General features: G+C 74.0%; 21 protein-coding genes. 15 read left to right on the top strand and 6 right to left on the bottom strand.

Features of this window, described 5'->3' with window-relative positions; all coding sequences use genetic code 11:
• Nucleotides 1-27 precede the first annotated feature (27 nt).
• The 3 genes from IF45_RS32060 to IF45_RS0101340 all read left to right on the top strand — a co-directional run bounded on the left by IF45_RS32060 (nucleotide 28) and on the right by IF45_RS0101340 (nucleotide 1,415).
• Nucleotides 28-207: a DUF397 domain-containing protein gene (locus IF45_RS32060; RefSeq protein ID WP_078485275.1), complete on the top strand. Its 180-nt coding sequence runs from the start codon at nucleotides 28-30 to the stop codon at nucleotides 205-207.
• A 64-nt stretch (nucleotides 208-271) separates the two neighbouring features.
• Nucleotides 272-892: a DUF6000 family protein gene (locus tag IF45_RS0101345; RefSeq protein ID WP_030304959.1), complete on the top strand. Its 621-nt coding sequence runs from the start codon at nucleotides 272-274 to the stop codon at nucleotides 890-892.
• 97 nt (nucleotides 893-989) lie between these two features.
• Nucleotides 990-1,415 (top strand): SRPBCC family protein, encoded by a 426-nt coding sequence (locus tag IF45_RS0101340; RefSeq protein WP_015507727.1) that lies wholly within the window; start codon nucleotides 990-992, stop codon nucleotides 1,413-1,415.
• 86 nt (nucleotides 1,416-1,501) lie between these two features.
• On the opposite strand, the gene IF45_RS0101335 is transcribed toward IF45_RS0101340, so the two are convergent.
• Nucleotides 1,502-2,572 (bottom strand): M23 family metallopeptidase, encoded by a 1,071-nt coding sequence (locus IF45_RS0101335; protein ID WP_010638775.1) that lies wholly within the window; start codon nucleotides 2,570-2,572, stop codon nucleotides 1,502-1,504.
• Nucleotides 2,573-2,904: 332 nt separating this feature from the next.
• Between IF45_RS0101335 and alr the strand changes: the two genes are divergently transcribed.
• The 4 genes from alr (at nucleotide 2,905) to IF45_RS0101315 (ending at nucleotide 6,372) form a co-directional block, all read left to right on the top strand.
• Entirely contained in the window at nucleotides 2,905-4,086 is a 1,182-nt protein-coding gene (gene alr / locus IF45_RS0101330) for an alanine racemase (protein ID WP_030304957.1), read from the top strand.
• Between the two features lie 67 nt (nucleotides 4,087-4,153).
• Entirely contained in the window at nucleotides 4,154-5,413 is a 1,260-nt protein-coding gene (locus tag IF45_RS0101325) for an alpha/beta fold hydrolase (protein ID WP_010638771.1), read from the top strand.
• Nucleotides 5,370-5,966 carry a tRNA (adenosine(37)-N6)-threonylcarbamoyltransferase complex ATPase subunit type 1 TsaE gene (gene tsaE, locus IF45_RS0101320; RefSeq protein ID WP_008407293.1) on the top strand — a complete coding sequence of 199 codons (597 nt, stop codon included), beginning with the start codon at nucleotides 5,370-5,372 and terminating at the stop codon, nucleotides 5,964-5,966. Before IF45_RS0101325 ends, tsaE begins: the two co-directional genes overlap by 44 nt.
• Nucleotides 5,967-6,162: 196 nt before the next feature.
• On the top strand, nucleotides 6,163-6,372 hold the full coding sequence (locus tag IF45_RS0101315; RefSeq protein ID WP_008407295.1) for a hypothetical protein: 210 nt from the start codon (nucleotides 6,163-6,165) through the stop codon (nucleotides 6,370-6,372).
• A 74-nt stretch (nucleotides 6,373-6,446) separates the two neighbouring features.
• On the opposite strand, the gene IF45_RS0101310 is transcribed toward IF45_RS0101315, so the two are convergent.
• Entirely contained in the window at nucleotides 6,447-7,004 is a 558-nt protein-coding gene (locus tag IF45_RS0101310) for a L,D-transpeptidase (protein WP_008414815.1), read from the bottom strand.
• Between the two features lie 127 nt (nucleotides 7,005-7,131).
• Between IF45_RS0101310 and tsaB the strand changes: the two genes are divergently transcribed.
• The 5 genes from tsaB (at nucleotide 7,132) to IF45_RS0101285 (ending at nucleotide 10,397) form a co-directional block, all read left to right on the top strand.
• On the top strand, nucleotides 7,132-7,794 hold the full coding sequence (gene tsaB / locus IF45_RS0101305; RefSeq protein WP_010638764.1) for a tRNA (adenosine(37)-N6)-threonylcarbamoyltransferase complex dimerization subunit type 1 TsaB: 663 nt from the start codon (nucleotides 7,132-7,134) through the stop codon (nucleotides 7,792-7,794).
• Complete coding sequence (gene rimI, locus IF45_RS0101300) at nucleotides 7,791-8,360, top strand: ribosomal protein S18-alanine N-acetyltransferase (protein WP_003948582.1); 570 nt, start codon at nucleotides 7,791-7,793, stop codon at nucleotides 8,358-8,360. The genes tsaB and rimI overlap by 4 nt, the downstream gene beginning before the upstream one ends.
• Nucleotides 8,353-9,489, top strand: a complete 1,137-nt coding sequence (tsaD, locus tag IF45_RS0101295) for a tRNA (adenosine(37)-N6)-threonylcarbamoyltransferase complex transferase subunit TsaD (RefSeq protein ID WP_003948581.1) — start codon at nucleotides 8,353-8,355, stop codon at nucleotides 9,487-9,489. Before rimI ends, tsaD begins: the two co-directional genes overlap by 8 nt.
• Nucleotides 9,486-9,761: a hypothetical protein gene (locus IF45_RS0101290; protein WP_008414818.1), complete on the top strand. Its 276-nt coding sequence runs from the start codon at nucleotides 9,486-9,488 to the stop codon at nucleotides 9,759-9,761. Before tsaD ends, IF45_RS0101290 begins: the two co-directional genes overlap by 4 nt.
• A 219-nt stretch (nucleotides 9,762-9,980) precedes the next feature.
• Nucleotides 9,981-10,397, top strand: a complete 417-nt coding sequence (locus IF45_RS0101285) for a CBS domain-containing protein (protein WP_008414820.1) — start codon at nucleotides 9,981-9,983, stop codon at nucleotides 10,395-10,397.
• Between the two features lie 109 nt (nucleotides 10,398-10,506).
• On the opposite strand, the gene IF45_RS0101280 is transcribed toward IF45_RS0101285, so the two are convergent.
• From IF45_RS0101280 to IF45_RS0101265, 4 genes are all read right to left on the bottom strand, one after another.
• Complete coding sequence (locus tag IF45_RS0101280; RefSeq protein WP_003948578.1) at nucleotides 10,507-10,986, bottom strand: DUF5709 domain-containing protein; 480 nt, start codon at nucleotides 10,984-10,986, stop codon at nucleotides 10,507-10,509.
• A gap of 30 nt (nucleotides 10,987-11,016) precedes the next feature.
• A complete protein-coding gene (locus IF45_RS0101275) occupies nucleotides 11,017-12,387 on the bottom strand; it encodes an MFS transporter (RefSeq protein ID WP_030304953.1) in 1,371 nt (456 codons plus the stop codon).
• A complete protein-coding gene (locus IF45_RS0101270) occupies nucleotides 12,384-13,034 on the bottom strand; it encodes a helix-turn-helix domain-containing protein (RefSeq protein WP_030304951.1) in 651 nt (216 codons plus the stop codon). The genes IF45_RS0101275 and IF45_RS0101270 overlap by 4 nt, the downstream gene beginning before the upstream one ends.
• A 105-nt stretch (nucleotides 13,035-13,139) precedes the next feature.
• Nucleotides 13,140-14,348, bottom strand: a complete 1,209-nt coding sequence (locus IF45_RS0101265; protein ID WP_015507730.1) for a class I SAM-dependent methyltransferase — start codon at nucleotides 14,346-14,348, stop codon at nucleotides 13,140-13,142.
• 102 nt (nucleotides 14,349-14,450) lie between these two features.
• Between IF45_RS0101265 and IF45_RS0101260 the strand changes: the two genes are divergently transcribed.
• From IF45_RS0101260 to groL, 3 genes are all read left to right on the top strand, one after another.
• Nucleotides 14,451-15,389, top strand: a complete 939-nt coding sequence (locus IF45_RS0101260; protein ID WP_030304949.1) for a polysaccharide deacetylase family protein — start codon at nucleotides 14,451-14,453, stop codon at nucleotides 15,387-15,389.
• A gap of 590 nt (nucleotides 15,390-15,979) precedes the next feature.
• Nucleotides 15,980-16,288 (top strand): co-chaperone GroES, encoded by a 309-nt coding sequence (gene groES / locus IF45_RS0101255; protein WP_003948573.1) that lies wholly within the window; start codon nucleotides 15,980-15,982, stop codon nucleotides 16,286-16,288.
• A gap of 157 nt (nucleotides 16,289-16,445) precedes the next feature.
• A complete protein-coding gene (gene groL, locus IF45_RS0101250) occupies nucleotides 16,446-18,068 on the top strand; it encodes a chaperonin GroEL (protein ID WP_003948572.1) in 1,623 nt (540 codons plus the stop codon).
• Nucleotides 18,069-18,079 lie beyond the last annotated feature (11 nt).

Genomic DNA, 18,079 nt, shown 5'->3' with positions numbered 1-18,079 from the left:
GGGAGGCTCAGCCGTGTTCGACCCCGAGTGACCAAGTCCTCGTACAGCAGCCAGGACGGCGGCGATTGCGTGGAGTGGGCGCCCTCTGTCGCGCTAGCCACCGGTACCGTCCCCGTCCGCGACGGCAAAGCCCCCGCCCGGCCCCACCTCGCCGTCAGCTCGGCCGCATGGCAGGTCTTTGTGAACGGTGTCGGTCGAGAAGGCTGACCCGGAGTGCAACTGGGCCGCCACATAAGGCCGCTGTGTCCGGGACGGCATGATCAGTGTCCCCATGCGTGACCCCCGCGAAGATCCCGAACTCCATGCCCTCGTGCGGCGCTACGTCATGCCCGGGCGGCGATATCTGAAGCTCGGCGGGCCCCTGCTCCGGATGGAGGAGGGTGAGTACGGCCGGTTCCTGCGTGCCCTGCGGGAGGACGCGAGGGCGGTCACCGCCGAGGAGATCGGGGTGCTGCTGGAAGGCGGGTGGCGGGAGCGGCGGACCGCCGCTTGGCTGGTGGCTGTGGGTGGGCGGACCGAGTTCCGGGAGCGGGTCGGGGGCTTGTTGCGGGAGAGTGAGGTGTGCTGTGCCGGGGCCTCGTATGCCGTGACGCTGGCCAGTTTCGGGGCGGAGCGGGACGCCGAGTTGCTGGCCGCGTACCTGGAGCGGTATCTGCGACGGCCTGACCTCGGGTACGACCAGGCGGTGGTGTGGGGCGCGCTGCTCTACGTCGACCGTGACCGCGCGGCGGCGCTGGACGGTCTGTGGCGGGAGTGGTTGCGGACCGCGCCGCACATGCGGCATCGCGGGGGAGACCCCGGCCCGGGTTACCTGAGCCTCGTCCGGCGGCTCCGCGCCGTGGTGGAGGAGTGCGCCGAGGGGGTCGGCGGAGGCGTCCCCGGCCCCGCCTGACCATCCTGCCCGCCGGCCGATGAGTTTCCGGGCGCAAGCCGGTCAACACTGCGACAGGAACGGCTACTTGGGCCGACCGTACGCGAGAGGTACTGGCATGAACGCGCACACCACCACCGGCTTCCCCTACCGCGTCTCCCGGGTCATGGACGCCACGGCCGCCCGCGCCTGGGAGGCGTACACGACGGCTGCCGAGTGGCAGGCGTGGTTCGGTGCGGAGGAGGGGAGCGCCGAGCTGGACGTACGGGTCGGGGGCCGGTGGAAGTGCGTGCTGCTCGGGCCGGACGGCGGTCGGTACCCGCTCGGCGGGACCTTCCTGGAGGTCGAGGAGGGGCGGCGGCTCGTCCTCTCGATGGCGGTGCCCGGTGCTCCGGACGAGGTCATGGGGGTGACGTTCGAGGAGGCCGGGGGCGGCGTCGAGGTCACCATCGACCAGACCAACGCGACCGCCGAGGAGTGCGCCCGGGCGCGTGAGGGCAGCACGATGATCCTCGCCAATCTCGCCGCCCACGTCGAGCGCTGACGGAAGCGCTGAGGCGGAAGGCGCCGAGGCCCCGGCACGGCGGTGAGCCGGGTGCCGGGGCCTCGGTGGCCTGTCTCAGGCGGGCGTCAGGCGCGCCGGTTGTAGATCACCGTGCCGGGGCAGGCCGTGAGGCCCTGGCGGGTGCCGCAGCCGGAGTACTCGGCGCCGCCGTTGTACCAGGTCCAGCCGCCGAGGGTGCGGCCGTTGAGCCAGGTGTAGGCGCCGTTGAGGTTGGCGTCGTAGGTGCGCAGGCTCCAGTGGACGTGGGGGCCGGTCGCGGAGCCGCCGGCGCAGGTGTCGACGCCGATGGAGCCGAGGCGGGTGCTGCCGGAGATGGCCGTTCCGTTGAAGTAGGCCGTGTTGTGCATGTGGTAGTAGTCCGTCGAGAAGCCGCCGGGGTGGATCACCCGGGTCCAGCCGCCGCCGGCGCCGCACATCGAGGTGGCGGTGCCCTCACGGGAGGGGCGGACCTCGCCGCTGCCGCCCGCGAAGTCGAGGGCGCTCCAGTTGCCGGTCCCGCCGTGGGTGTGGGGGCCGCCGGTGAGCGTCATGACGGTGTCGGGGGCCCAGGGCAGCAGCAGGCCGTTGACGTTGGCCTGGATGCCGATGTTGCCGGGCTTCGCCTGCGGGTCCGCCTCGCGCTCGGCGTAGGCGGTGATCGTCTCGCGCTCGGCCTTGCCGACCAGCGGGGAGGTGGCCACGTGCTCGGCGAACGCCTTGTCGCCCTCCAGGCCCGGCACCCAGGTGCCGTTCTCGCGCTGGGCGAGGAAGAGCCAGCCCTCGGGCCCGCCGTGGTGCTCGCGGGACGCCTCGACGTAGGCGACGCCGCGTGCCCAGTCGCCCTTGGCCTCGCGGACGTCGACGACGACCTTGCGGCCCTCCTCGGCGAGCTGGGCCACGGCGGTCCTCGGGGACAGCTCGCTCGCGTCGTGCGAGCGGGTGAGGACGTCGGCGGAGACGGCGTCCACCAGGGCCTTGCGGGCCGTGCCGAGGCGGTCGGCGGCGCTCTGGGCCACCTTCACGGTGACCCCGGCGGAGGGCGAGGCGGCCGGGGCCGGGCCCTCGGGGGACGCGGTGGCGGCGGGCACGGCGGCGAGCAGGCCGGCCGTGGCGGCGAGGGCGACGAGGGTGGCTCTGACGGACCGTCTGGAACGCATGGGGGGATTCCCTTTCCTGGGTGGGGCGGGCCCTGCCGGGGTGGCGGGATGAGAGCGCAGCCTTCCGAGTCCACCGAATAATTGTCAATGTTCAGTCAAAAACTGGCCTGTGAGCCGCTGCCCGAAACGGGCACGGTGGCTGGTTACCGCCGTGCCCCGGCGCCTGACCAGCCCTCCTGGAGGCTCCGGTTACGCTTACGGGCGAGCCGGGGCCCGCCGACAGGCAGGTCCCAGCCCCCGAAAGCGGGGCGCAGCCCCCACCCCGTCTGCCCCGATGAGCGTCGCGGTCTGCGTCCCCGGGCGAAGACCGCCAGAACCACCGGAGGTAGCGGATGCGGGCGCGGGTCGAGATCGATCTCGGGGCCCTGCGGGCCAATGTGCGGGCCCTGCGCGCCCGGACGGACGGCGCCGCCTACATGGCGGTGGTCAAGGCCGACGCGTACGGGCACGGCATGGTGCGCTGCGCCGAGGCCGCGCTCCAGGCGGGAGCCACCTGGGTCGGCGTCGCCACGCCGTACGAGGCGCTGGAGCTGCGGGCCGCCGGGATCACGCCCGAGCGGGCCCGCGTCATGTGCTGGCTCTGGACGCCCGGCGGACCCTGGCGCGAGGGGATCGAGGCCGACCTCGACATGTCGGTGAGCGACCTGTGGGCGCTGGCCGAGGTCACCGAGGCGGCCCGCGCCACCGGCCGCAGGGCCAGGATCCAGCTGAAGGCCGACACCGGCCTCGGCCGCAACGGCTGCCAGCCCGCCGACTGGGCCGACCTCGTCGACAAGGCGCGGGCCGCCGAACGCGAGGGGCTGGTCACCGTCACCGGCCTCTGGTCCCACTTCGCCTGCGCCGACGAGCCGGGCCACCCCTCCATCGCCGCCCAGCTCGCCCGCTTCGACGAGATGAGCGCGCGGGCGTACGCCGGGGGCCTGCGCCCCGAGGTGCGGCACATGGCCAACTCGCCCGCCGTCCTCACCCTCCCCGAGGCCCGCTTCGACCTGGTCCGCCCGGGCATCGCCATGTACGGCCTCTCGCCCGCCCCGGAACTCGGCACCCCGGCCGACCACGGGCTGCGCCCGGTGATGACGCTGGCGGCGCCCCTCGCCCTGGTCAAGCACGTCCCCGGCGGCCACGGCGTCAGCTACGGCCACCACTACGTCACCGCCGGCCCCACCACCCTCGGCCTGGTCCCGCTCGGCTACGGCGACGGCGTACCGCGCCACGCCTCGGGCGCCGGGCCCGTCCTGGTCGACGGCAAGTGGCGCACGGTCGCCGGGCGGATCGCGATGGACCAGTTCGTCGTCGACCTCGGCGGTGAGACCCCGCCCGAGGGCACCGAGGCCGTGCTGTTCGGCCCGGGCGACCGGGGTGAGCCGGGTGCCGAGGACTGGGCGCGGGCGGCCGGCACGATCGGCTACGAGATCGTCACCCGGATCGGCGGCCGGGTCCCGCGCGTCCACGTCGACGGGGAGCCGCACGGGGACGCCGGACCCGGCGCCGACGCGGCCGGTCCGCGGGATTGACCGCCGCCCGCGCCCCGGCGCGGGCAGGATGGCAGGAGTGGGCCCGGACCGGCGAAGGGAGCGGCGGGTGGACGAGGTCGAGGCACGGATCGCGGCAGCGGCCGCCGAGGCGCTGGGGCCGAAGGCCGCCGAGGCCGCCTCGGGCGGCTGGCGCCGGGCGGGGCTCGCCGGGGCCGCCATAGGGGTCGTCGCGGCCGGAGCCGCCGCCGGGGTCGCCGTGGAGCGGATGACCGTCGGGCGCGGCATGCGCAAGCGGGCGCGGCTCGCCCTGGACGCCTCGGGGCCGTACGGCACCCTGCGCGGTACGCCGGGCACCGCCATCGCCGAGGACGGGACGGCGCTGCACTACGAGGTCGACGAGGCGGACGCCGCCCCGGCGGCGGCCACGGCGCGCCGCAGACGCCTCTTCGGGCGGAAGGCCCCCGCCCCGGCCACCGTCGTCTTCAGCCACGGCTACTGCCTCTCGCAGGACTCCTGGCACTTCCAGCGGGCCGCCCTCGCCGGGGTGGTCCGCACCGTCCACTGGGACCAGCGCAGCCACGGCAGGTCCGGGCGCGGCCGGGCCCAGGCCGAGGGCGTGCCGGTCACCATCGAGCAGCTGGGCCGGGACCTGAAGGCGGTCATCGACGCGGCCGCGCCCGAGGGGCCGCTGGTGCTGGTCGGCCACTCGATGGGCGGGATGACGGTGATGGCGCTGGCCGACCAGTTCCCGGAGCTGGTGCGGGAGCGGGTGGTCGGGGTCGCCCTGGTCGGCTCCTCGGGCGGGAAGCTCTCCGAGGTCGACTTCGGGCTCCCGGTCGTCGGGGTCAACGCCGTGCGGCGGGTGCTGCCGGGCGTGCTGAAGGCGCTGGGCTCGCAGGTGGACCTGGTCGAGCGGGGGCGGCGGGCGACGGCCGACCTCTTCGCCGGAGTGGTCAAGCGGTACTCGTTCGGCTCGCGGGACGTCGACCCGGGGGTGATCCGGTTCGCGGAACGGCTGATCGAGTCGACGCCGATCGACGTGGTCGCGGAGTTCTACCCGGCCTTCACCGAGCACGACAAGACCGGGGCGCTGCCGCTCCTGGCCGACGTGCCCGCGCTGGTGCTGGCCGGGGACCGGGACCTGATCACGCCGAGCGCCCACAGCGAGGCCATCGCCGCCGCCCTGCCCGACGCCGAACTGGTGCTCGTCCCGGACGCCGGGCACCTGGTGATGCTGGAGCACCCCGAGGCCGTCACCGACCGCCTCGCCGACCTGCTGGTCCGCGCGGGAGCGGTGCCCGGGGCGACTACCGTTGGCGGGCATGGAAACACCGCACACCCGGACCGCCCCCGTGAGCGGCCCTGACGCCCTCCGCCTCACCGTCGACTCGCCCGAGGCCATGCGGCGGCTCGGCCTCCGCCTGGCGGGCGTCCTGCGCCCCGGCGACCTGGTCCTGCTCAGCGGCGAACTGGGCGCGGGCAAGACCACGCTGACCCGGGGGCTGGGCGAAGGGCTCGGCGTCCGCGGGGCCGTCACCTCGCCGACCTTCGTCATCGCCCGCGTCCACCCCTCGCTCACCGGCGGGCCCGCGCTGGTCCACGTCGACGCGTACCGGCTGGGCGGCGGGCTCGACGAGATGGAGGACCTGGACCTCGACGTCTCGCTGTCCGACTCCGTGGTGGTCGTGGAGTGGGGCGACGGCAAGGTCGAGGAGCTCTCCGCCGACCGGCTGCACGTCCGCATCGACCGCGCCACCGGCGACGAGCTGCCCGCCGGGGTGGCCGACGCGGACGTGGACGATGTGCGTCTGGTCACGGTCGGCGGCGTCGGCGGGCGCTGGGCCGGCGGCGCGCTGGACGGGCTGCGGGCGGGCGAGGACGGGAACGGGGACGAAGGGGCGTACGGGCGGGAGGGCTGAGCGGCGCCCGGTTCGATCAAGCGGGCAGGTGGGAGCGGGTGTTCGGGCCGGGCTCCCGCACGCGGGTGTTTTCCGACGCGCTGTCGGGAAGATGTTGCGCGGGGGGTACCGGCCGTGTTCCCATGGTCGGGGAGTACAGGTTAGGTCTGCCTTACCTGCTCCGTACGCCTTCCCCCTGATCGCAGGAGGCACCCTGATGACGACGTCCGCATCCGACACGCCCGCCGTCCAGGCCGTGCCCGAGGTTCCGTCGCACGGGGCACTCGCCGGGATTCCCGACGACGCGGCGGCCGAGGCCGGGCAGGAGAAGAAGGGCGCCGTCTCGATGAGCGCCCTGCTCCAGTCCTGCGCCGCCGCCTCCGCCGTCTCCACACCCCCGGAACTCCCGACGCCCCGCGCGGCCTGACCGGCCTGGACCCGTACGGCACAGCGCCCCGGCAGCCTCTCGGCCGCCGGGGCGCTGTCGCGTGCGAGGGGAGGTCAGGGCAGGACGACGACCTTGGTGCCGACGGTGGCGAAGACCCACATGGCCTTGCCGTCCTCACGGGTCTCGCGGACCCCGCCGGTGCGCTGGGTCGGGTCCAGCTCGGGCACCGAGCCGTTGACCGCGGCCGAGAAGCCGATGACGACGCCGTCGCGGGTGGCGAAGCGGACCACGTGCTCGATCGGGACGCCGTCCGAACCGGTGATGGACCCCGACCGGGAGGTCACCGCGTAGGTTCCCGGCTCCGGGTCGACCGTGCTCGGCGACACCTTGTACGTCCGCTCGACCTTGTCCTTGGCGTCCACCAGCCAGACCCGGTCCTTGCCCAGCGCGTACACCACGCGGGTGCCGCTGCCGGACTCCTCGGGCAGGGCGTCCGGGCGGGGCTTCGCCGAGGGCTTCGCGGAACCCGTCGGGCCCGGCCCGGAACTGGCGGCGGGGGCCTTGCCGAGGTTGTCGGGAACGCTGGCGGATGCCTGATAGGCGAGGAAACCGACCACGGCGATGGCCGCCGCGGTGAGCCCGGCGACGGCTCCCGAGCTGCTCCTGGACACCTGGTCCACCTCTCGTACGGCGCCGGGGTACGGCGTCTGCGCATACGGATACCCGGTGACCGTAGCAGGAGCCCCGGCCGGGCCCGGGCAGGCGGTGTTCGCAGCGCGGGCGCCGTAGGCTGTTTGCGTGCTCTTGCTCGCTCTGGATACCGCCACCCCCGCCGTCACGGTCGCCCTGCACGACGGCGAGCGGGTCCTCGCCTCCGACACCCAGGTGGACGCCCGCCGCCACGGGGAGCTGCTGCTCCCGGCCGTCGACAAGCTGCTGACCGGCGCGGGGCTCGCCCTCGCCGACGTCACCGGCGTCGTCGTCGGCGTCGGCCCGGGCCCGTACACCGGGCTGCGCGTCGGCCTGATGACCGCCGACACCTTCGGCTTCGCCCTCGGCGTCCCCGTCCACGGGGTCTGCACCCTGGACGGCCTCGCCTACGCCAGCGACCTCGGCCCGGACGCCGGCCCCTTCGTGGTCGCCACCGACGCCCGCCGCAAGGAGGTCTACTGGGGCCTCTACGCCGACTCCCGCACGCCGCTCTCCGGGCCCGCCGTCGACCGGCCCGCCGACCTCGCCGACCGCGTCGCGGGCCTCCCGGCCGTCGGAGCGGGCGCCCTGCTGTACCCGGAGACCTTCGCCGACGCCCGCGCCCCCGAGCACGTCTCGGCCGCCGCCCTCGCCTCGGTCGCCGCCGAACGCCTCGCGGCCGGCGAGGAGCTGCTGCCGCCCCGGCCGCTCTACCTGCGCCGGCCCGACGCCCAGGTGCCGAAGAACTACAAGGTGGTCACCCCGAAGTGAGCAGCCAGGAGACCGCACCGCCCGAGCAGCCCGTCCTGCGCGAGATGCGCTGGTGGGACATCGACCCGGTGCTCGCCCTGGAACGGGAGCTGTTCCCCGACGACGCCTGGTCCCGCGGCATGTTCTGGTCCGAGCTGGCCCACGCCCGCGGCCCCGAGGCCACCCACCGCTACGTCGCCGCCTACACCGGGGACCGCCTCGTCGGCTACGCCGGACTCGCCACCGCGGGCGGCACCGGCGACGTCCAGACCATCGCCGTCGCCCGCGACCAGTGGGGGAGCGGGCTCGGCTCGCGGCTCCTCACCGACCTGCTCGAACACGCCACCGCCTTCGACTGCACCGAGGTCATGCTGGAGGTACGGGTCGACAACACCCGCGCCCAGGCGCTCTACGCCCGCTTCGGCTTCGAGCCCATCGGCTTCAGGCGCGGCTACTACCAGCCGGGCAACGTCGACGCCCTCGTGATGCGCCTCAGCGACCCGTCGGTCAACCCGGCCGCCCCCGCCACCCCCGCCACGGACGACCCCGACTCCGTGCCCGCACAAGGAACCGAACACCATGGCTGACCACCGCGACGAACCCCTCGTCCTCGGCATCGAGACCTCCTGCGACGAGACCGGCGTCGGGATCGTGCACGGCACGACGCTCCTCGCCGACGCGGTCGCCTCCAGCGTGGACGAGCACGCCCGGTTCGGCGGGGTCGTCCCCGAGGTCGCCTCCCGCGCCCACCTGGAGGCCATGGTCGCCACCATCGAGCGGGCGCTGACCGACGCCGGGGTCAAGGCCCGCGACCTCGACGGCATCGCGGTCACCGCCGGACCCGGCCTCGCCGGCGCCCTCCTGGTCGGCGTCACCGCCGCCAAGGCGTACGCCTACGCGCTGGGCAAGCCCCTCTACGGCGTCAACCACCTCGCCTCGCACATCTGCGTCGACCAGCTGGAGCACGGGCGGCTGCCCGAGCCCACGATGGCCCTGCTGGTCAGCGGCGGCCACTCCTCGCTGCTGCTCTCCTCCGACATCACCTCCGACGTGCGCCCGCTCGGCGCCACCATCGACGACGCGGCCGGCGAGGCCTTCGACAAGATCGCCCGGGTCCTTCAGCTGGGCTTCCCCGGCGGGCCCGTCATCGACCGGCTGGCCCGCGAGGGCGACCCGGAGGCCATCGCCTTCCCGCGCGGCCTGACCGGGCCGCGCGACGCCGCGTACGACTTTTCCTTCTCCGGGCTGAAGACGGCCGTGGCCCGCTGGATCGAGGCGAAGCGGGCCGCCGGGGAGGAGATCCCGGTCCGCGACGTGGCCGCCTCCTTCCAGGAGGCCGTCGTCGACGTGCTGACCCGCAAGGCCGTCCGCGCCTGCAAGGACGAGGGCGTCGACCACCTGATGATCGGCGGCGGCGTCGCCGCCAACTCCCGGCTGCGCGCCCTCGCCGAGGAGCGCTGCGAGCGGGCCGGCATCCGTCTGCGCGTCCCGCGCCCCGGCCTGTGCACCGACAACGGCGCCATGGTCGCCGCCCTCGGCGCCGAGATGGTCGCCCGCAACCGGGCCGCCTCCGACTGGCAGCTCTCCGCCGACTCCTCCCTCCCAGTCACCGAGACCCACGTCCCCGGTGACGCCCACCTCCACCCCCACCCGCACAGCCACGCCCACTCCCACGACCACGTCCACGAGACCGCCAAGGACAACCTCTACTCATGACCGCCCACACCCTGATGTGGGAGGCCCGCGCCACCCAGGGCCGAGGCGCCGACCTCCTGGAATGGACCCGCACCCGCGCCGCCGAACTCGCGGAAGCGACCCCGTCCCCCCTCCGCACCGAACTCTTCCAGGCCCCCCAGGACCGTGTCCTCTGCCTCACCTGGTGGCACCCCGACCACGGCCCGGACCTCCCCGAACTCCCGGAGCCCCCGGCCGAGCTGATCACCCGCGCCGTACACCGCTGGCACTTCGAGTCGGTCGAGGTCCTCTGACAGCCCGGCGGGCGTTCGAGGCCATCTGTGACCGGCACGGTCGTGCGGCGCCCGCCGAAAGACAGCCCGGCCGGCGCTTGAGGCCACCCCACCTGACCCGGGCCGGCCCGGACTCATCGGACAAGGTCCCCCGATCGGCGGCCCCCGATCGCCGCAGGCGATCCCCCCGGTGACCCTGGGACCGGAGCGGACATCCCGCCCGGAACCCAAGGAGCCCCGATGGCAGACGCCCGCACCCTCATGTCCACCGACGTCCAGTCGATCCTGGCGGAGGAGACGATCGACCGAGCCGCCCAGGTCATGCGGGACTACAACGTAGGCGCCCTCCCCGTGAAGAGCGCCGACGGCGCCCTCCTCGGCATCGTGACCGACCGCGACCTGGTCGTCCGCGCCCTCGCGGCGGGCAAGACCCCGGACCGCACCACCCTGGAGGACCTGGTCGAGGACACCCCGGTCGCCGTCACCCCCGACGCCCACAGCACCGAGGTCCTCCAGGCGATGGGCAACGCCCAGGTCCGCCGGGTCGTGGTGGTGGAGGACGGCGACCTCCTCGGCATCATCAGCGAGGCCGACCTCGCCCAGCACCTCGCCGACGAGGACCTCGCGGCCTTCGTCCGCCGCGTGTACCAGGGCTGAACGGGCCGGACGCGAGAAGGCCGGGCGCCCCCGTCACGGGGGACGCCCGGCCTTCGCGTGCGTACGAGCCGGTCGCCGGCGGGCTGCCGGGGCCTGCCGGGAGGTGGTGTCAGAGGTCGTCCGCGTCCTCGTCGACGAGGTGCACGGCGGCCTCCTCGGCGGAGGCGGCGGCCCCGTCGATGCCCACGTCCTCGGCGATTATGTCCTTCTCGGCGTCCTCGTGGGCGCCCTCGTCCGGCGCGACCAGGCGGCCCGCGCGGAGATCGCCGACCTCGTCGTCGATCAGCTCGCCGTCGGTGTCGAGGGTGTCGCCGAGGCCGTCGCCGGGCGGCACCTGCACGTCCGGGACCTCCTCGGTGAGGCGCTCGTCCAGGCTCTCGCCCTCGCGTTCCTCCTCGGCCGTGGTCCCGGTGTGCTCGACGGCACGGGGCTTCTCCGGGGGTGAGTACCCCTCGTCCCGCAGGTCGTCGAGCCCGGTGTTCATGAGGTTGTCTTCCTCGTCGAAGATCCCGGAGTCGTCCGTGGTGTCCTCGCCCTGCGGCTGGTACACGTCGTCGCCGAAGGCGTCGAAGTCTTCGCTGTCGCTCATCTGGTGCCCTTCTCCCGGCCGGCCGACCGCTCAGCGACCAGGTTCGCCGCTGGCGGCAGGCGCCGCGAGTGCGTCGGCGCCATCCGGATGACCGGGTCGCGGTCCGTCCGGTACCGCGCGTACCCACATGAGGGCACCCGCACCCACCACGGCCGCCGTCAGCAGCAGGGGCAGCGGGCCCAGCGGCAGCAGCCCCGCGACCAGGCCGCCGAGGGAGGCCACCGCCTGGAGCGCGAGGGACTGCACGGAGAGCGCGGTGGCGCGGGCGGAGCTGGCCACGCGGTGGTGGAGCAGGTCGTTCTCGTTGGGCCCGGCGGCGCCGAGGCAGAGGTAGACCAGGACGTAGCCGAGGACGCCGGTGACGACGGCCAGGGTGGAGGCGGACTCGCCCGCGCCCGGCGCCGAGAGGCCGAGCAGGGCCAGGCCGCAGGCCATCCCGCCCAGTGCGGTCAGGACGGCCCGGCCGCTGCCCCCGGTGAGGCGGGCCAAGAGCGGGGCGAGCCGGGCGCCCAGGGAGGAGCTGGCGAAACCGGCGGTGGCGAGCCCGGCGTAGACGACGGCGCCCGACTCGGAGGCGCCGGTGATCGCGGCGGCCCGGCCCGGGGTCAGCAGCTCGATGGCGCCGAGGGCCGCGCCGACGGCGGCGGTGGTGAGCACGACCTTGCGGACGACGCGCTCGCGGGTGGCGAGGCGGACGCCGGAGGCGATGGTGCCCGGGACGCTCCCGAGGACCGAGCGGAGCGTACTGGGGGCGCGCGGCGGCTCCGGGAGGCGCAGCAGGACGTAGGCGAGGTAGCAGAGGACCAGGGCCGCGCTGAGCAGCCCCGGCAGCGAGAGCGGCAGGACCAGCCCGCCGGTGGCCTCGGCGAGCCCGGAACCGGCGAACAGCCAGGGGAGCAGCCCGCCCAGCAGCGTGGCGACCGCCAGCGAGGCCCCCATCGCGGAGCTGCCCCGTGACAGACCGGTCCGCAGTTCGGCCTCCGGCCCGGAGTGGGCCTGCGCCATGTCGACGTACCAGGCTTCGGCCGGGCCCGAGGCGAGCGCACGGGGGGCGCCCATGAGGACGATGCCGGTAATGAGCACCCAGGGAACGGTGCCGAGGGCGAGCAGCAGCAGTCCGGCGAAGGAGAGCACGCCGCCGGCGGCCAGCACCGCCCTGCGGCCCAGCACGTCGCTGAGGCCGCCGGTGGGCAGTTCGAGCAGGGCCACGGTCAGCCCCTGCGAACTGAGCACGGCGGCGACGGCGGCGAGCGCGAGGCCCCGCTCGCCGAGGATCAGCACGAGCGAGGGGACGTAGAGGCCGATGGGGAACCAGAACAGGGCGCTGACAGTCACGTAGCGCCGCCGGGCCGTCTCCGGGTCGAGGATGTGCGCGTCGGCGGGGGCCGGTGCTGCGGTCACGGGGTCTCTCCGTCCTGGGCGGGTCCGGCGTCGGGGGCTTCGGGGGCTTCGGCGTCACGGGCCGGACGGTCGGCCACCGGGAGCGCGGCCGTGACGACCACGACCCGGGCGGCCTCGGGGTTCCCGGCGTCGTCCCGGGCGGCCAGTTCGGCCGCGCGGGCGGTGAACTCGCGGCCCAGCTCGGCCGCCGAGGCGGGGGTCAGGCGCACCTCGTAGTCGTCGAGGTGGGCGGCGGCGCGCCAGGCGGGGTCCAGCCGTCCGGCGGCGAGGTCGGCCTCGTGGCGGTCCAGGGTGCGCCCGAGGTGGTCCACCTGCTGGCGGCGGGTGGTGGCGAGGAAGACCTCGGCGCCGGGCTGGTCGAGCAGCGCCTCGTTGTCCCAGGTGGTCAGCGTGTGCGCGGCCTGCCAGCGCCGCTCGCGGGCGTCGCGGGCCGGGGCCTCGGAGACGAAGCCGTGCCGGGCCAGGACCCGCAGGTGGTAGCTGGTGGAGGCGGAGGTCTCGCCGGTGGTGGCGGCCAGCTCGCTGGCGGTGGCCGGGCCCTCCGACCGCAGCAGTCCGAGGAGCCGGACGCGCAGGGGGTGGGTGAGGGCCTTGAGCGCGGCCGGGTTGTGGGTGAGGTCTATGCGGGAGGAGGGCTGTTCGGGCATGGCAGGAGCGTAGGCGGGACGAGGCCATTCGCAAAGGAAATTTTGCAGAATTTCTTCGGGGAAATGTGGAGGTGCCAATTCCGCGACTGCGTGGGGGAGTTCGGGTCAGGCGGCCGGGGCCGGGCCGCCCACGAGCATCGTCGGCGCTCCGGCCACCCGGGTCAGGAAGACCGTGGCGGCGTTCGGGCCCCGCAGCTTCATCCGGCGCCGGACCTCCTCCGGCTCCACCGCCGAACCCCGCTTCTTCACGGTCAGCACGCCGACCTCACGCTCCCGCAGCAGCGCCTTCAGCCGCTTGAGGTTGAACGGCAGGACATCCGTGATCTCGTACACGGCGGCGAACGGCGTCGGGCGCAGGCTGTCCGAGGTGACGTAGGCGATCGTCTCGTCGACCAGGTGGCCGCCGACCCGCTCGGCCACCTCCGCCACCTGGTGCGCGCGGATCACCGCGCCGTCCGGCTCGTAGAGGTACCGGCCGACCGGGCCCGCCGGCACGTCCGGCGGCGGCTCCGGGCTCCAGAGCTGCTCACCGGCGGGCAGCAGGGTCGCGCGCACCGAACCGGGCGCCGGGCGCACGCCCTCGGGCGCGCCCGCGCCGCCGAACCACAGGACGGCCTCCTTCACGTCCCCGCCGTACGAGATCCACTCGGCCTCGGCCTGCGGCGGGATCGCCTCGTGCGGCACGCCCGGCGCGATCTTCAGCGCCGCCACCGGGGCGCGCAGGGCCGCCTCGACCGCCCAGGAGAGCGGCGGGGAGTACGCCTCGGGGTCGAAGACCCGCCCGCCGCGCCCGCCCCGCCGCGCCGGGTCGACGAAGACCGCGTCGTAGCCGCCCACCTCCACCTCGGCGACCTCCGCCTCCCGGACCTCGATCAGCTCCGCGAGCCCCAGCGCCTCGGCGTTGGCCCGCGCCACGGCCGCCGTCACCGGGTCCCGGTCCACCGCGAGCACCCGCACCCCGGCCCGGGCCAGTGCGACGGCGTCCCCGCCGATCCCGCAGCACAGGTCGGCGACGCTCCGGACGCCCAGTGCCGCGATCCGGGCCGCGCGGTGGGCGGCGACCTCGGTACGGGTCGCCTGCTCCACGCCGTGCGGGGTGAAGAACATCCGGGCCGCGTCCGCGCCGAACTTGACCGCCGCCCGCTGGCGCAGCCGGGCCTGGCCGAGCGCGGCCGAGACCAGCGGCGCCGGGTGGTCGCGGCGCAGCCGGGTCGCGGTGGCCAGCTCGTCGGCGGGGTCGTGCCCGGCGACGGCGTCGAGCAGGGCGCGGCCCTCGGGGGTGAGCAGGGCGGTGAAGGAGTCGAGGTCGGTCACCCGGCCATTCTCCCGGCCCCTGTCGGCCACTCGGTGGACCGGGGGGCGCCCCTCGCGGTGTCGGGGCGGCGGGGGCGCCGGGCGCTGCCAGGATGCGGATTCATGGGACAAGTACGACAAAATGAACAATCGGGTGGACGGAGGCTCCACCCGGGCGGCCTGCTGCGCCGCACCCGCGCCGCCCGGCTCGTCGCCGCCGGGCTCACCGCCGCAGCGCTCCTCTCGGGGTGCGCGCTCGGCACGGAGAGCGGGTCCGGCGGACCGGGTGCGACCGGTCAGGCAGGCCCCGCCCCCGAGACCAAGGCCCAGCGGCTCGCCAAGAAGCAGGCCGCCATCGCCGCCGCCACCCGCCGGTGGGGGCTCGCGCAGGTCCCCCTGACCGCGCCCGCCCCGCCCGACGCCAAACCCACCCTCAGCACGCGCGACGGCTTCGAGGTCGAGGGCCAGGAGGACCTGCCCCACGTCTTCACCACCGTCCCCGTCAAGGAACGCGTCGTCTTCCTGACCATCGACGACGGCGCCGAGAAGGACCCCGAGTTCCTCCGCATGATGAAGGAACTCGACATCCCCTACTCGGCGTTCCTCAGCGACTACCTGGTCAGCGAGGACTACGACTACTTCCGCGCCATGCAGAAGCAGGGCACCGCCCTCCACAACCACACCCTCGACCACCCCTACCTGCCCGGCCTCTCCTACGAGGAGCAGCGCCACCAGATCTGCGGCATGCAGGACATCATCGAGAAGCAGTACGGCAAGCGGCCCCGCCTCTTCCGCCCCCCGTACGGCAACTACAACCAGGACACCCTCAAGGCCGCCAAGTCCTGCGGCATCGAGGCCGTCCCCCTCTGGAACGCGGAGGCGTTCATCGACCGCGTCGACTACCGCGAATGGGATCGGGATCTGCATCCCGGGGACATCGTGCTCACCCATTTCCGGGGGACGGGGCAGTGGGACGGGACCATGGTGGACATGGTTCGCCAGGCGATGAAGGTGATCACCTCCAAGGGATATGCCGTTGCCCGGCTGGAGGATTACATCTGAGCCCGGCCCACCTCAGCCCGGCCGGCGTTTGAGGCCATCTTTGAGCCCGGCCGCTCTCGGCCCGGCCGCTCTCGGCCTGGCCCATCTCGGCCTGGCCTATCTCGGCCCGGCCCATCTCAGCCCGGCCGGCGATTGAGGCCGATGAGCCGCGGAGCGGCGAGTCTTCCGCCCGGGCGGTCCGGGTGGCCTCAAGCGCCGGCCGGGCTGGTTTTGGTGCGGACACGTCTGACCGTGCCGGTCACCGATGGCCTCAAGCGCCGGCCGGGCTGAGGTTGGCCGGGTTCGGCCGACGGGCCGAGGCGCCCCGACCGGGCTCCCCCGGCCGAGTTGGCGCGGCCAGGCCAGGGCTCGGCAGGGTGGGGGAGTGGGGCAGGCGGCCCGGTAGGGGGTGCGGGAGGGCAGCGCGCGCCGCGCGCATTGGCACTCCGCTTGACCGAGTGCTAATCGCGGTCATAGTCTCAGGTCTGGCACTCCCCGCAGGAGAGTGCCAACACAGCGACGGGCAGGTCCGGCACCCGCGACGACGGATCGACCTGGTCGCCACACTCAGATCAGTTAACCCCGTGATCTCCGAAGGGGGAGGTCGGATCGTGACGACCGCCAGCTCCAAGGTTGCCATCAAGCCGCTCGAGGACCGCATCGTGGTCCAGCCGCTCGACGCCGAGCAGACCACGGCTTCGGGCCTGGTCATCCCGGACACCGCGAAGGAGAAGCCCCAGGAGGGCGTCGTCCTCGCGGTCGGCCCGGGCCGCTTCGAGAACGGCGAGCGCCTGCCGCTCGACGTCAAGACCGGCGACGTCGTGCTGTACAGCAAGTACGGCGGCACCGAGGTCAAGTACAACGGCGAGGAGTACCTCGTCCTCTCGGCCCGCGACGTTCTCGCCATCATCGAGAAGTAGCAGGCCGGAGGCGTCCGGGCGCGAGCCCGGACGGCAGACTCCACCTTTTTCCTGAAGCGCGCCCCTGGCCCCCGCGAGTGTTTGCCGGGTGGCGAGGGGCGCGTTTCATTTCGAGAGCGCGGCGGCAGGCCGCTCCGAGAGGATTCGAAAAGCTCCCATGGCGAAGATTCTGAAGTTCGACGAGGACGCCCGTCGCGCCCTTGAGCGCGGCGTGAACCAGCTGGCCGACACCGTCAAGGTGACCATCGGCCCCAAGGGCCGCAACGTCGTCATCGACAAGAAGTTCGGCGCCCCGACCATCACCAACGACGGCGTCACCATCGCCCGTGAGGTCGAGTGCGACGACCCGTACGAGAACCTCGGCGCCCAGCTCGTCAAGGAGGTGGCGACCAAGACCAACGACATCGCGGGTGACGGCACCACCACCGCGACCGTGCTGGCCCAGGCGCTGGTCCGCGAGGGCCTGCGCAACGTCGCCGCCGGCGCCTCCCCGGCCGCCCTGAAGAAGGGCATCGACGCCGCGGTCGCCGCCGTCTCCGCCGAGCTGCTCGACACCGCGCGCCCGATCGACGACAAGTCCGACATCGCCGCCGTCGCCGCGCTCTCCGCGCAGGACAAGCAGGTCGGCGAGCTCATCGCCGAGGCGATGGACAAGGTCGGCAAGGACGGTGTCATCACCGTCGAGGAGTCCAACACCTTCGGTGTCGACCTGGACTTCACCGAGGGCATGGCCTTCGACAAGGGCTACCTGTCCCCGTACATGGTGACCGACCAGGAGCGTATGGAGGCCGTCCTCGACGACCCGTACATCCTGATCCACCAGGGCAAGATCGGTTCGATCCAGGACCTGCTGCCGCTGCTGGAGAAGGTCATCCAGGCGGGTGGCTCCAAGCCGCTGCTGATCATCGCCGAGGACGTCGAGGGCGAGGCTCTGTCGACCCTGGTGGTCAACAAGATCCGCGGCACGTTCAACGCCGTCGCCGTCAAGGCGCCCGGCTTCGGTGACCGCCGCAAGGCGATGCTCGGCGACATGGCCACCCTCACCGGTGCCACCGTCATCGCCGAGGAGGTCGGCCTCAAGCTCGACCAGGCCGGTCTGGACGTGCTGGGCACCGCCCGCCGCGTCACCGTCACCAAGGACGACACGACCATCGTGGACGGCGGCGGCAACGCCGAGGACGTCCAGGGCCGCGTCGCCCAGATCAAGGCCGAGATCGAGTCGACCGACTCGGACTGGGACCGCGAGAAGCTCCAGGAGCGCCTCGCCAAGCTGGCCGGCGGCGTCTGCGTGATCCGTGTCGGCGCGGCCACCGAGGTCGAGCTGAAGGAGCGCAAGCACCGTCTGGAGGACGCCATCTCCGCGACCCGCGCCGCGGTCGAGGAGGGCATCGTCTCCGGTGGTGGCTCCGCGCTGGTCCACGCCGTCAAGGTTCTGGACGACAACCTCGGCCGTACCGGCGACGAGGCCACCGGTGTCGCGGTCGTCCGCCGCGCCGCCGTCGAGCCGCTGCGCTGGATCGCCGAGAACGCCGGCCTCGAGGGCTACGTCATCACCACCAAGGTGGCGGAGCTCGACAAGGGCCAGGGCTTCAACGCGGCCACCGGCGAGTACGGCGACCTGGTCAAGGCCGGCGTCATCGACCCGGTCAAGGTCACCCGCTCCGCCCTGGAGAACGCGGCCTCCATCGCCTCCCTGCTCCTGACGACCGAGACCCTGGTCGTCGAGAAGCCGGCCGAGGAGGAGCCCGAGGCCGGTCACGGCCACGGGCACAGCCACTGAGGCTGACCCCT

Origin of the sequence: Streptomyces albidoflavus (genome assembly GCF_000719955.1) — a bacterium.
Taxonomy (GTDB): domain Bacteria; phylum Actinomycetota; class Actinomycetes; order Streptomycetales; family Streptomycetaceae; genus Streptomyces; species Streptomyces albidoflavus.
This window is presented reverse-complemented; position numbering and strand designations above follow the sequence as displayed.

What these genes read in the sequence shown, in the direction of transcription:
- IF45_RS0101345 (WP_030304959.1), top strand. Translation starts at nt 272, where the DNA reads ATGCGTGACCCCCGCGAAGATCCCGAACTCCATGCCCTCGTGCGGCGC.
- IF45_RS0101340 (WP_015507727.1), top strand. Translation starts at nt 990, where the DNA reads ATGAACGCGCACACCACCACCGGCTTCCCCTACCGCGTCTCCCGGGTC.
- IF45_RS0101335 (WP_010638775.1), bottom strand. Translation starts at nt 2,572, where the DNA reads ATGCGTTCCAGACGGTCCGTCAGAGCCACCCTCGTCGCCCTCGCCGCC.
- alr (WP_030304957.1), top strand. Translation starts at nt 2,905, where the DNA reads ATGCGGGCGCGGGTCGAGATCGATCTCGGGGCCCTGCGGGCCAATGTG.
- tsaE (WP_008407293.1), top strand. Translation starts at nt 5,370, where the DNA reads ATGGAAACACCGCACACCCGGACCGCCCCCGTGAGCGGCCCTGACGCC.
- IF45_RS0101315 (WP_008407295.1), top strand. Translation starts at nt 6,163, where the DNA reads ATGACGACGTCCGCATCCGACACGCCCGCCGTCCAGGCCGTGCCCGAG.
- tsaD (WP_003948581.1), top strand. Translation starts at nt 8,353, where the DNA reads ATGGCTGACCACCGCGACGAACCCCTCGTCCTCGGCATCGAGACCTCC.
- IF45_RS0101290 (WP_008414818.1), top strand. Translation starts at nt 9,486, where the DNA reads ATGACCGCCCACACCCTGATGTGGGAGGCCCGCGCCACCCAGGGCCGA.
- IF45_RS0101285 (WP_008414820.1), top strand. Translation starts at nt 9,981, where the DNA reads ATGGCAGACGCCCGCACCCTCATGTCCACCGACGTCCAGTCGATCCTG.
- IF45_RS0101280 (WP_003948578.1), bottom strand. Translation starts at nt 10,986, where the DNA reads ATGAGCGACAGCGAAGACTTCGACGCCTTCGGCGACGACGTGTACCAG.
- IF45_RS0101270 (WP_030304951.1), bottom strand. Translation starts at nt 13,034, where the DNA reads ATGCCCGAACAGCCCTCCTCCCGCATAGACCTCACCCACAACCCGGCC.
- IF45_RS0101260 (WP_030304949.1), top strand. Translation starts at nt 14,451, where the DNA reads ATGGGACAAGTACGACAAAATGAACAATCGGGTGGACGGAGGCTCCAC.
- groL (WP_003948572.1), top strand. Translation starts at nt 16,446, where the DNA reads ATGGCGAAGATTCTGAAGTTCGACGAGGACGCCCGTCGCGCCCTTGAG.